Here is a 12,302-nt window from a genome sequence, read left to right on the forward strand (position 1 = left end):
CCGCCGCCTCCTCCGGCCCCGCCTCCCCAGGCCCGGCGCGAAGCGCGCTCCGGAGGCGTGGCGGAGCTGCTCGCCCAGGTGCGTGCCCGCCAGCGCCGCCAGCTCTGGGCCCAGGGCCTGCTGCTGGGCGCCGTCGCGGCCCTCGTGCTCCTGTTCGCCACGGGCCTTCTGGGCCGCGCGGTGCCGGGGCTCGCCCGGAGCCTCCTGTGGCTCGCCCTGCCCGTGGGCGCGGCGGTGGCGTACGTCTTTGGCGTCGTGCTCGCGCACCGGCAGGTGGGCGACGACGCGCGCACCGCCCGGCTCGTGGGCCAGCGCCGCCCGGAGCTGTCGCTGGACGTGCTCGCCGCGGTGGAGCTGTCGCGCGAGCGCCGTGACGAGGCCGGCTGGTCCCCCCAGCTCGCGGACGCGTTCCTGCGGCAGATGGACGAGCGCGCCCGCACGGTGGACGCCGGGCTCGTGGTGGACCGCCAGCCGCTGCGCCGCGTGGCCATGGCGTGCGGCGGCGTGGTGCTGGCGCTCGCGGTGCTGATGTTCTTCGTGGGCGGCCGGTGGGCCGCGGGCTGGAAGCACCTGCGCGAGCAGGCCGCGCGCCCGGAGACCGCCGCGCAGGCGGAGCCCATCACCGGCGACATCGAGCTGACCTACCGCTACCCCGCGTACACCGGCCTCGCGCCGCGCACCGTGCCCGGCACCAACGGCGAGATCAGCGCGCCCGCCGGCACCGAGGTCGTGCTGAAGACGCGCTCGGACCGTCCCATCGAGCGCGCGGAGGTCGTCGTCAACGACCAGACGCTGCCCCTCACCGTCACCGGCGGCCGGGAGCTCGCCGGCAGCTTCGTCGCGAAGCAGGGCGGCCACTACCACTTCGTCTTCTATGCCTCGCGCGCGAAGCCGCTCGCGGTGGGCCCGGACATCCCGCTCACCGTGGAGGCGGACAAGGCGCCCCAGGTGACGCTGCTCACGCCGTCCACGGAGATTGAGGTCGACCCCGGCCAGACGGTGACGCTCAAGTTCGAGGCCACCGACGACTACGGCCTGTCCGGCCTGGCGCTGGTGTACCGCATGCCCGGCGCGAAGCAGGAGACGCGCGTGAACCTGCCGCGCGAGGACAGCCGCCGCAGCCGGGGCACCTTCAACTGGGACCTGGGCCCGCTCAAGCCCGCCCCCGGCGACCGCATCACCTACTACGTGGAGGCCCGGGACAACGACGCGGTGGAGGGCCCCAAGAAGGGCGTCAGCCGCACGCAGACCCTGCGCGTCTACAGCGCCGCCGAGCACCGCCGCGCTGCCCTGGAGAAGGCCGAGGTCCTGTGGGGCCGCCTCGTGGACCACCTGGCGGACCGCCTGGAGGGGCCCGACCGCGCGAAGCAGAAGGACGCGACCGCGGTGGAGACCGCGAAGTCCGTGGACACGAGCGGCCAGCAGCTCGCGGATGACTTCCGCGCTCAAGGCGCCGAGCTGTCCCGGGAGAAGGACGTGCCCAAGGAGATCGTCTCCGCGCTCCTGAACATCGGCGGGGAGCTCAAGCGCAGCGTGGGCACCACCTCCGACTTCCGCCGCCTGTACCTGCGCACCCAGCGCGCGCGCGGCGAGGACTGGGGCACCGGCACCCGGCTCACCGCCGTGGTGGAGGACGAAATCGAGGGCCTGGAGCGCGACATCCTCTACCTGGAGTCCCTGCTGGACCGGCAGAAGCTGGAGGCGCTCCAGGAGCTGACGAAGCAGCTGGCCAACGAGCGCCGCGACCTGTCGCGCCTCATCGAACAGTTCAAGGCCAACCCGGACGAGTCCGCGCGCGAGCAGGTGATGCAGCAGATCCAACAGCTCAAGTCGCGCATCCAGGAGCTGATGCAGCGCATGGCCGAGCTGCGCAAGGGCATCCGCGACGAGCACCTCAACGCGGAGGCGCTGTCGGAGATGATGCAGCAGGAGGACATGCAGGGCGCCATGGATGAAGTCGAGCGCCTGATGCAGGAGGGCAAGGCGGACGAGGCCCTGGCGAAGCTCCAGGAGCTGGGCATGCAGATGGACGAGATGCTCGAGTCCATGGACAAGTCCCAGGAGGACTTCGGCGCGGAGCAGTACCCGGAGCTCGCGGAGAAGTTCGGCAAGTTCATGGACGACCTGCAGGGCACCATGAACGAGCAGCAGAAGGTCGCGGAGCAGACTCGCGCCCTGCGCGACCAGGCCCGCGGCCAGAACCGCGACCGGCTCAAGGAGAAGGGCCAGGCCCTCAAGGACGAGCTCAACCGCAAGCTGAAGCAGGTGCAGGAGGACTACCAGAAGCTGGACCCGGGCCGGCTCAACAGCCGCGCGGCCCGCCCCCTGGAGGAGGCCCAGTCCGAGCTGCGCAACGTGGAGAACGCGCTCAAGGTGGACGACTTCGACCTCGCCGCGGAGTCCGCCGCGCGCGCCGAGGACGCCGCGCGCCAGCTGTCCAGCATGGGCGAGCAACAACGCCAGCTGGATGAGATGTTCGGCAACCCGCCGGAGGTGCGCCAGCAGTCCGCGAAGATGGCGGAGCAGCTCAAGAAGGACGCGCGCGACGTGGCGGACGTGAGCCAGCAGCTGCAGAACCTCTTCCCGCCGCCGGGCTCGCAGCTGTCGCAGCAGGAGAAGCAGCAGCTCCAGCAGCTGGGCCAGCGCCAGCAGCAGCTGGAGCAGCGCGCGCAGGGCCTGCGCCAGCAGATGGAGGACATGGAGCAGACGGCGCCGCTGTTCGGGGAAGAGGCCGGCCAGCAGATGGATGAGATTGGCCAGCGCATGGGCGAGGCGTCCCAGCGCATGCAGGGCAAGGACCCGGGCCGCGGCTACGGTGAACAGCAGGCCGCCATGGAAGGCCTCAAGCGCTTCCAGCAGCAGATGCAGCAGAGCCAGCAGGGGCGCAAGGGCGGCCGCGGGCTGCCCATGCCCATGGGCTCCGGCCGCCGCCAGGAAGGCAATGGCCGCAACCCGCAGGACAAGGTGGAGCTGCCGGACGAGGACGCGTTCCAGGCGCCTCGCGAGTTCCGCAAGGACCTGCTGGACGCGATGAAGCAGGGCGCGCCGGAGAAGTACCGCGAACAGGTGAAGCGCTACTACGAGGAGTTGGTGAAGTGAGCCGCCGCATGCACGCGACCATCCCGGGCCTGGGCGTCCTGTGCGCCCTCCTCCTCGCCGTCCCCACGGCCTTCGCGCAACCGCCCGACGCGGCCCTCAAGGAAGAGGTGAAGCAGCGGCTGGGCAAGGTGGAGCAGTCGCTGGACGACTGGGACGTGGGGAGCGCCCGCCGCGAGCTGGCCGAGGTCGAGAAGCGCGTTCCGTCCGAACTGGAGCCGCTGAAGTACTTCCAGGGGCGCGTGGCCTTCGAGGAGGGCCAGTACGACGACGCGGTGACGCTGCTGGAAGGCGCCAACATCGAGGACAAGCCGGGCAGCTACCTGCGCCTCGCCAAGGACACGCGCACCATCGTCAAGGACCACCAGCGCGCGGAGAGCGAGCACTTCATCTTCTTCTACCCGAAGGGCAAGGAAGAGATCCTGGTGCCCTACGCGCTGGAGACGCTGGAGGCCATCCACCGGGCGCTCGCGGAGGACCTGGGCTGGACGCCGCCGGGCAAGGTGCGCGTGGAGGTGGTGAACAACGCGCGCGAGCTGTCCCGCGTCAGCACGCTGACGGAGAAGCAGATCCGCACCACGGGCACCATCGCCATCTGCAAGTTCAACAAGCTGATGGTCACGAGCCCCAAGGCCGTGGCGCAGGGCTACGACTGGCAGGACACGCTGGCGCACGAGTACGTGCACCTGGTGGTCAGCCAGATGTCCCACAACACCGTGCCCATCTGGCTGCACGAAGGCCTGGCCAAGTTCCTGGAGTCGCGCTGGCGCGGCAAGGGCGGCCTGGCCATGACGCCCTCCACGCAGGCGCTCCTGGGCAAGCGCGTGAAGGAGGACAAGCTCATCCCCTTCGAGAAGATGCACCCCTCCATCGCCATGCTGCCCACGGCGGAGGACGCGGCCACCGCGTTCGCGGAGGTGTTCTACGCCATCGACTACATCCACGGCACCAAGGGCACCGCGGGCCTGCGCGCCCTGCTCCAGGAGCTGAAGGCGGGCCAGCCGGACAAGAAGGCGGTGGAGGCTGCGACGGGCATGCCCTTCCCCCTCTTCGAGAAGACCTGGCTGTCCTACGTGAAGAAGCAACCCTTCCCGCAGGAGCTGGTGCCGCGCGACGACCGCGTGGTGCTCAAGGAGGACGCCAAGGGCGCGCAGAAGGACAGCGAGAAGAAGGGGCGTGAAATCTCCTTCGGCGGCTTCTCCGAGGTGACGGAAGTCCCCGCGCGCAAGTTCGCGCACCTGGGGGAAGTGCTGCGCGAGCGCAACCGCGTGAAGGCCGCCGCGGAGGAGTACGCGCGGGCGCACAAGCTGGTGGGCGACAAGTACGAGTCGGTGTCCAACAAGTTCGCGCTCGCGCTCCTGGAGCTGCGCCGGTTGGATGAGGCGGAGTCCGTGCTGCGCGGCTCGCTGCGCATGCACCCGGGCTCGCCCTCCACCAACGTGCACCTGGGCCGCATCCTGCTGTTCCGCAAGGACTACCCGAAGGCGAAGACGGCGTACCTGGAGGCGCTGGCCTCGGATCCGTTCGACCCGGAGATCCACGTGGCCCTCACGCGCATCCACGGCGCGCTGGGGGAGACGGCGCTCGCGTCGCGCACGCGCGCGGCCGCCGCCAACCTCACGGGCCTCAAGCCCGATGACGTGGACCGCGCCGCCCAGGCCTTCCTGCGCGCCGAGGACGAGCTGTCGGACACGAAGAACGTCCCCGCCAGCACGCCCGACGCCCCGAAGCCGGCGCCGGCTTCTGAGAAGAAGGCCGCGCCGAAACCGGCGCCGCAGCCCGCGAAGTAGCCCTCCTCCCCGGCGGCCAGCCAGCCGGGGCCCTGCCTCCGTTCTCTTCCCTCCCTCCCGGGATGCCTGGCTTTCCGGGCACGAGGAGGACGGGATGGCGTTCCCAGACAGCCGTGTGGTGCTGAACGTCCGCGCCCGCTCCCTGGGGCAGGGGTGCTGTCCACTGCCGCACCGGGTCCGGGATGCAACGTGAATTGGCACACGTCCGCCCTCCCACCCCCTGGGTTCGCTGTCGCGCCCTGCTCCAACGTGCGCCGCGCGGATCCGGGAGTGTGTCCGGTCCACCGACCTTGTCCCGCCTCACTTCCGAGGCCCTGAAAAGGAGCAGCACCCAATGAAGCGCACCCTGCACGGAGTCACCCTCGCCGCGGTCCTCTTCACCGGCGGTGTCTCGCTGGCCCAGAGCGCCACGTCCCCCAACCCGCCGGTCGGAGAGAAGACGCCCACCGCCGCCAAGGGCACGGTGGAGTTCAAGGGCTTCGTCGTCCCGGCGGATCCGAAGGCCTTCCTGGAGCGCCTGCACTACATCAACCAGTCGGAGATCAAGCAGGCGAAGCTCGCGCAGCAGAACTCGCAGAACCCGGACGTGCAGAGCTACGCCAAGATGATGGTGGACGCGCACACGACCGCCGACCAGAAGGTCATGGACTATGCGAAGTCGCAGAACATGAAGCTGGCGGAGATGCCCAAGCCCACCAATGACCTGGAGAAGAAGTCCATGGCCGCGGACAAGGCGGACATGGAGAAGCTCCAGGCGCTGAAGGGCGCGCCGTTCGACTCGATGTACATGTCCGCCCAGGTCGGCGCCCATGACGCCGCCATCGGCAAGGTGATGGCCGCCCAGCAGGGCATGAGCGCCACGGGCGAGCTGGCCACGCTGCTCACGAACCTCACCCAGGAGCTGCCACGGCACCGCGACATGGCCTACCAGACGCTGGGCAAGCTGGACGACGCCATGGGCGTGGGCGGCGCCGGCATGCAGGGCGGCACCATGGACCACGGCTCCACGGGTGATGCGACGAAGACGAAGTAATGCAGCGGCGCTGAAGTGCGGAGCGCCTCCTTTGGAAGTGCATTCACGGGAGGCGCCCTCCGCGTGCATAGTGCCGGGCCATGTCCCGACTGATTGCCCTGGCCTCCTGTGTCTCCGTGCTGCTCCTCACCGGCTGCTCCAACGACGCCGACGCCATCTGCGACTACCGCAAGCAGTGCTTCGACTCCGACCTGGACACCGGCAAGTGCGCCGAGAAGGTGAGCGCCTGGGAGGAGGAGAAGGAGAGCGAGCAGGACAAACGCCGCGAGCGCACCGCGGAGTGTTCGCAGTGCATCTCCGACCGCACCTGCGCGGAGGTCATCGCCAGCTGCATCGACGACTGCTTCGGCATTCCCTGAAACCCGCATGAAACCCTGGGGCCCAAGGCCCCAGGGCTCACTTCGCGCCGGGCCTGGCTACTTGCGCGTCCAGCGGTCCAGCCAGCCCAGCACCTCGTCGTGCCACTGGATGCTGTTCTGCGGCTTGAGCACCCAGTGGTTCTCGTCCGGGAAGTACAGGAAGCGGGACGGGATGCCGCGGCGCTGGAGCGCGGTGAAGGTGGCGATGCCCTGCGTGTCCACCACGCGGTAGTCCTTGCCGCCGTGGATGACGAGCATGGGCGTCTTCCACTTCGCCACCTGGTTCACCGGGTTGAACTTCTCGTACGACTCCGGCTTCTCCCAGGGCAGCCCCTTGTGCTCCCACTCGGGGAACCACAGCTCCTCGGTGTCGTAGTAGGCGGCGCGCTCGTCGAAGATGCCGTCGTGGTTCACGAGGCACTGGAAGCCGTCCGCCCAGTTGCCGGCGATCCAGTTGATCATGTACCCGCCGTAGCTGCCGCCCAGCGCGCACCGCTTCGTCTTGTGGATGAAGGGGTACTTCTGGAGCGCGGCGTTCAGGCCCTTCTGCAAATCCTCCAGCGGCTTGCCGCCCCAGTCCCCGGAGATGGAGTCCGTGAAGGCCTGGCCGTAGCCGGTGGAGCCGTGGAAGTCGATCATCACCGCCACGTAGCCGCGGCCCGCGTACACCTGCGGGTTCCACCGGTAATGGAAGTGGTTGCCGAAGCTGCCCTGCGGCCCGCCGTGGATGAGGAAGGCCAGCGGGTACTGGCGCTTCGGGTCGAAGTCCACGGGCTTCACGACGTAGCCGTGCACCGTCTCGTTGTTCCAGCCCGGGAAGTTGAACTGCTCGAAGGCGCCGAACTTCAGGCCCGCGAGCGCGTCCTTGTTCACCTGGGTGAGCTGCCGCGCGCCGGTGCCGTCCGCCTTCACCGCGTACAGGTCCGCCGGCGAGTCCAGGTCATCCATCGCGTAGACGACCTGGCCGTCCGCCGCGGGCTGGGCGCCGTCCGCGCTGCCGCCCTGGGTGAGGCTGCGCGCCTTGCCGGTGGCCACGTCCAGGGCGAACACGGTGTTCTGCCCCACGTCATTGGCCGTCGTGTAGAGCGTGGCGCCGTCCTTGCTCCACGCGAGCGAGCCGGCCGAGCGGTCCCAGTCCTGGGTCAGCACGCGCTCCTGGCCGCCCGGCCACGTGCGCAGGATGACGCGGTAGCGGTCGGCCTCGAAGCCGGGGCGGGACATGGCCACGTACGCGAGCGTCTTGCCGTCCGGGCTGAACACGGGGCTGGTGTCCGTGGCGCGGTTCTTCTCCGTGAGCTTGCGCGGCTTCGTCTTTCCGTCGACGGGCGCGAGGAACAGGTCCAGGTCGGTGGACCACGACTCGGTGGGGCCCACGTCGCGCGCGGCGAAGACGATGCCCTTGCCGTCCGGGGTGAAGGTGAACTCCTCCGCGCCGCCAAAGGGCTTGCTGGGCGCGTCCGCGTCCATGCCCTTCATCACGTCCACCGCCGTGCCGCCGGCCACGGGGACGACGAACAGGTGCGAACGCGTGCCGTCCTTCCAGGTGTCCCAGTGGCGGGCGAAGAGCTGATCATACGCGCGGCCGGTGGTCTTCTTCTTGGAGGCCTCCGCGGCGCGCTGGGTGTTGCACGCCAGGTCCGCGCAGTCGGGGCGCGCGTCCAGCGCCACCGCGAGCTGCTGGCCGTCACGCGACAGCGCGAAGCTGTTCACGTCCAGCGGCAGCTTCGTGACGGGCAGCGGCTCACCTCCGTCCACGGGCAGGCGCCACACCTGCGACGAGCCGCCGCGTGACGACAGGAAGAAGAGGCTCTTGCCGTCCGGGGCCCAGACGGGGTCGCTGTCGCTGCTCGGGTCCGAGGTGAGCTGGCGCGGCGCGGCGCCATCCAGGTTGACGAGCCACAGGTCGGTGCGGCCGCGGTTCGCCTCCAGGTCGGTGGAGCGCAGGACGTAGGCGACCTGGCGGCCGTCGGGAGAGACGCGCGGGCTGCTGAGCCGGCGCAGCGTGACCAGGTCCTGTTGATTGAACGGGTGAGGCGCGGGCGCGGGGTTGGCGCCGAGCGCCAGGGCCGCGAGGAGCGACAGGGGCACGGAAGGTTCCTCCGGAGAGATGGAAGCCGGACCGTGCCCTCGGGAGAGCGGACTGTCCACCGATGGATGCGGGCCCGGGTGGAACAGGTGGAAGGCCCTGACGCGCGGTGCTAGAGATTCAGCCCATGAGCGCACCCATCGTTGTCCACATCTGGTCCGACTTCGTTTGACCCTGGTGTTACGTCGGCCTCGGTGAGGTCGAGAAGCTGAAGAAGGAATACGACGTCCAGGTGGAGTGGCACCCCTACTTCCTGCGCCCGGAGACGCCCCCGGAAGGGCTGCCGTTACCCGAGTACGTGCGCCAGGGGATGAAGGACCCCAACAATCCGCTGAAGCTCCGAGCCGCGAAGGCCGGGCTGACGATGGTGCAGCGGGACATCATCCCGTCCACGCGCCGAGCGCACGAGGCGGCGGAGTACGCGCGCGCGGAAGGAAGGCTGGAGCCCTTCCAGGCAGCCATCCTGCGCCGCTACTGGAGTGAAGGTCAGGACCTCTGGCAGTGGGACACGCTGCGGGCCGCGGGCGTGGAGGCCGGGTTGGATCCGGACGAGCTCCAGCGCGCCGTGGAGGAAGGCCGCTACCGGCAGGTGGTGGAGGAGTCCGTGCGCGAGGCCCAGGAGATGGGCATCCGCGCGGTGCCCACCTTCATCCTGGGCGACAAGCTCGCCATCCAGGGCGCGCACGAGTACCCGTCATTCCAGCGGGCCATGCAGCAGTTGGGCGCGAAGCCGAAGAATCAGCAGGGCTGACGGGAGCTACAGGCCCTTCACCAGGATGAGCAGCCGCGCGAAGGTCTCCGGACCTTCGCCGGCCAGGCCCCTGGCGAAGTCCAGGAACGAGGGCGCCTGCTCCACGTGCTTGGCGACGACCTGGAACGCCTCCACGGCGGCGGCGTCCAGCGCGGCCACGGGCGTGCCGGGAGCGTCCAGCAGCGCCTCCACGGCCGGGTGCCCGAGCAGCACCCAGCGCACCACGGAGGCGCGCAGCACGAGCAGGAACACGGCGTTCAGGAGGCTCTCGGCCTCGGTGAACGGGTGGCGCAGGACGTGGTTGAGCGCGTGGTGCAGGAAGTACTGGTGCACGCGCTCGCCGTGCAGGGACTCCAGGGCGGAGCGCCGCGCGGCATGGAGTTCCCACGCCTTGTCTGGATGCGTGTCCGCGCCACCGTAGGACGCGCGCACGGCGCTCATGAGCGAGAGGAAGCGCGGGCTGCTCACGGCGGCCTCGCGTGAACGGAGCACGGCGGCGCAGATGCCGGCCCACGGACCTCCAGGCAGCTCCAGCGCTTCGAGCTGCGCGTGCAGCGACGCGAGGGTGTCCGGCGAGTCGTATTCGCGCAGGACCCGCGCGAGCCGCGCTTCGGCCGCTTCCGCGCGGCCCTCGCCCGTATCCGGCGCGGAGTCCGCCATGGGCCCGCGCACCTCGGGCGCGGAGGCGGCGCTCGCGCTGGGAGGCTGCGACGCCTCGCCTGCCGCTGAACCGAACGCCGTGGTCCCCGGGAAGTAGAAGTCGCCCAGGTCCAGCGCCATGCGGCCCAGCGCGTACAACCTCGCGGCGAACGGGGCTTCGCGGCGATTCAAGAGCCGCAGCATCGCTTCGCGTACGGTGTCCGCGTGGGCCGTCCACGCGTCGTCTCCCGCCGCCACCTGCCGCGCGACCTGTGGACGCAGGGCTTGTTCCTCGGACACGGGCTCGCGCACCAGCGCGTCCTCCGCCAGCAGGCACAGGCGCGCCGTCTCCGGACACGCGAGCGACCCGGACATCTCCACCTGCGCGCCCCAGCGCGTGAGCACTCGCGGGAAGACGGAGCAGCCGTCTGGCAGCACCGCTTCGCCATACCGGCGCTGGAGCGAGCACAGCCTCGCTTCGTCCAGGAAGGCGCAGTGCCCGTCCGCGCGCTTGCCCAGGATGCCCGCCTGCTGGCCCGTGGCTCCATCCGGGTTCGGAGTAATCAGCGCCGCGACGCGCGCTTCATCCGGTGTGCCCTCGACCTTCTGGCGCAGCAGGCTCCAGCGCGACTCGCTGATGGGCACGGTCAGCCCCGCGCAGCAGGTGTCCTCGCACGCCTCCGCGATGCAACGGAAGCGCGCCATGTAGCGGGGGGCGGAGGCCGTCATCGCGCCAGTCTACTTGCGCCCCAGCGCCTTCTTCACGAACCCCCAGAAGCGGCCCGCGCGATCCTTGAGGTCCGCGCCCCGGCGCTCCTCGGCGGCGCTCACCGCCTCCTTGCTCACCTGGAGCTGCTTCTGGAGCTCCTCCGGCGAGTAGCGCGTGGCGAGCGTCGCCTTCACTTCCTTGCGCGTCGAATACTCACGCGCCTCCACGTGCAGCACGCATTCGGAGTCGAGCTTGAGCGTCACCGCCACGCGCACGGAGCCCTTGGGGCCGCGTGGGAGACCTTCCATGCGCACGGTGCCCAGGTACTCGTTGGCGGAGATGTGGTTGTCCTCGCCCTGGAAGACGGACAGCTCCATCCGCTCTTCGTTGTCCTGTGACGTGCTGATGGCGAACGAGCGCTGCGTGGGCAGCGGGCTGTTGCGCTCGATGACGCGCTTGAAGCCGCCGCCGGGCATGGCCACGCCAATGGTCATGGGCAGCACGTCGATGAGCACCACGCTGCTCACCTTGTCCACCGAGCCCGAGTACAGCGCCGCGCCCAGCGCCACGGCCTCGTCCGCGTTGACGCTCGCCTGCGCGTTCTTGCCGAACAGGCCCTTGAGCTTGTCGCGCACCAGCGGCATGCGGCTCATGCCGCCCACCAGGATGATGTCGTCCACCTCCGAGGCCTTCAGCTTGGAGTCCAGGAGCACGTCGCGCACCACGTCGACGGTGCGATTGAGCAGCGGGTCGCAGATCTTCTCCAGGTCCTGGCGCGACATCGTCACGCGCAGGTCCCGGGGACGGCCTGCGTCGTCCATCATCAACATGGGGATGTGGACCTCGAACGTGCTGCGCTCGGACAGCGCCATCTTCGCGCGCTCGGCGGCGTCGCCCACGCGCGACAGGGCGATGCCGTCCCCGTTGAACGCGATGCCTTCCTTCTCCTGGAAGCGCTCCAGCAGGAAGTCGACGATGAGGTTGTCGAAGTCGATACCGCCCAGGAAGATGTCGCCGCCGGTGCCCAGCACCTCGAAGACGTTCTTCTCGATGCGCAGGATGGTCGCGTCGAAGGTGCCGCCGCCCAGGTCGTAGACGAGCACCTTCTTGTTGAGCTCGCGGTTGAGGCCGTACGCGAGCGCCGCGGACGTGGGCTCGTTGAGGATGCGCTCCACCTTGAGGCCGGCCATCGCGCCCGACTTGCGGACCGCTTCACGCTGGGGCTCGGAGTAGTAGGCCGGCACCGTCACCACTGCGCGCTCCACCTTCTGGTTGAGGTGGGTTTCGGCCATCTCCTTGCACTCGCGCAGGATGAGGCCCTGCACCTCTTCCAGCGACAGCACGTCGTTGCCCAGGCGCACGGCGGCGCGGCCGGCGGCGTCCGGGGTGATTTCGTAGTGGAAGCGCTCGCGCACCTGCTTCACCACGGCGCTGTCGTAGGGACGGCCCACCAGGCGCTTCGCGCCGTAGATGGTGTGCGTGGGCCGGAGGACGAGCTGGTTCTTCGCGCGGTGGCTGACGAGCAGCTTGTTCTGCGCGCTCAGCGAGATGACGGACGGGATGGTGTTGTAGCCCTCGCGCGAGCGGAGCACGACGGGCCGGCCGTTGGACAGGAGCGCCACGCAGGAGTTGGTGGTGCCCAGGTCGATGCCGATGACCGGTCCCGTGCCGGCCAGCGTCTGCGGCGGCGTGAGGTAGATGGGGCGCACCTGGCCGTTGGCGTCCAGGGGAGGCGGCGCGGAGGCCACCGGCGCGGCGCGAGGCGGCGGCGCGGGAGCGACATCCGAGAAATCCAGCTCGAACCCACCCGCGTCGCCCGCGTCCGAAGCCGCGTCGTCC

General features: G+C 70.0%; 7 protein-coding genes and 1 pseudogene. 5 read left to right on the forward strand and 3 right to left on the reverse strand.

The window, feature by feature from the left end; genetic code table 11:
• From D7Y21_RS36255 to D7Y21_RS36270, 4 genes are all read left to right on the forward strand, one after another.
• On the forward strand, window positions 1–3,099 hold a 3,099-nt coding region (locus tag D7Y21_RS36255; protein ID WP_233612421.1), incomplete at its 5' end, for a DUF4175 family protein.
• 8 nt (window positions 3,100–3,107) lie between these two features.
• On the forward strand, window positions 3,108–4,886 hold the full coding sequence (locus D7Y21_RS36260) for a peptidase MA family metallohydrolase (RefSeq protein ID WP_199724173.1): 1,779 nt from the start codon (window positions 3,108–3,110) through the stop codon (window positions 4,884–4,886).
• A gap of 334 nt (window positions 4,887–5,220) precedes the next feature.
• Complete coding sequence (locus tag D7Y21_RS36265) at window positions 5,221–5,919, forward strand: DUF4142 domain-containing protein (RefSeq protein ID WP_121718120.1); 699 nt, start codon at window positions 5,221–5,223, stop codon at window positions 5,917–5,919.
• 80 nt (window positions 5,920–5,999) lie between these two features.
• Window positions 6,000–6,278 (forward strand): hypothetical protein, encoded by a 279-nt coding sequence (locus tag D7Y21_RS36270; protein WP_120561194.1) that lies wholly within the window; start codon window positions 6,000–6,002, stop codon window positions 6,276–6,278.
• A gap of 57 nt (window positions 6,279–6,335) precedes the next feature.
• Here the strand turns inward: D7Y21_RS36270 and D7Y21_RS36275 are convergent, their stop codons facing one another.
• Window positions 6,336–8,366: a S9 family peptidase gene (locus tag D7Y21_RS36275; protein ID WP_120561193.1), complete on the reverse strand. Its 2,031-nt coding sequence runs from the start codon at window positions 8,364–8,366 to the stop codon at window positions 6,336–6,338.
• Between the two features lie 182 nt (window positions 8,367–8,548).
• Between D7Y21_RS36275 and D7Y21_RS36280 the strand changes: the two are divergent.
• Window positions 8,549–9,115: pseudogene (locus tag D7Y21_RS36280) on the forward strand (DsbA family protein); the annotation flags it as partial.
• Between the two features lie 6 nt (window positions 9,116–9,121).
• Here the strand turns inward: D7Y21_RS36280 and fliB are convergent.
• Window positions 9,122–10,483, reverse strand: coding sequence for a flagellin lysine-N-methylase (gene fliB, locus D7Y21_RS36285; RefSeq protein WP_121718122.1), 1,362 nt, complete (start codon window positions 10,481–10,483; stop codon window positions 9,122–9,124).
• Between the two features lie 9 nt (window positions 10,484–10,492).
• Window positions 10,493–12,302: Hsp70 family protein (locus D7Y21_RS36290; protein ID WP_233612422.1), on the reverse strand; the 1,810-nt coding region annotated here is incomplete at its 5' end.

Origin of the sequence: Corallococcus sp. AB045 (assembly GCF_003668895.1) — a bacterium.
GTDB classification, from domain to species: Bacteria; Myxococcota; Myxococcia; order Myxococcales; family Myxococcaceae; genus Corallococcus; species Corallococcus coralloides.

Coding starts and splice junctions, on each gene's coding strand:
- D7Y21_RS36260 (WP_199724173.1), top strand. CDS start 3,108: ATGCACGCGACCATCCCGGGCCTGGGCGTCCTGTGCGCCCTCCTCCTC.
- D7Y21_RS36265 (WP_121718120.1), top strand. CDS start 5,221: ATGAAGCGCACCCTGCACGGAGTCACCCTCGCCGCGGTCCTCTTCACC.
- D7Y21_RS36270 (WP_120561194.1), top strand. CDS start 6,000: ATGTCCCGACTGATTGCCCTGGCCTCCTGTGTCTCCGTGCTGCTCCTC.
- fliB (WP_121718122.1), bottom strand. CDS start 10,483: ATGACGGCCTCCGCCCCCCGCTACATGGCGCGCTTCCGTTGCATCGCG.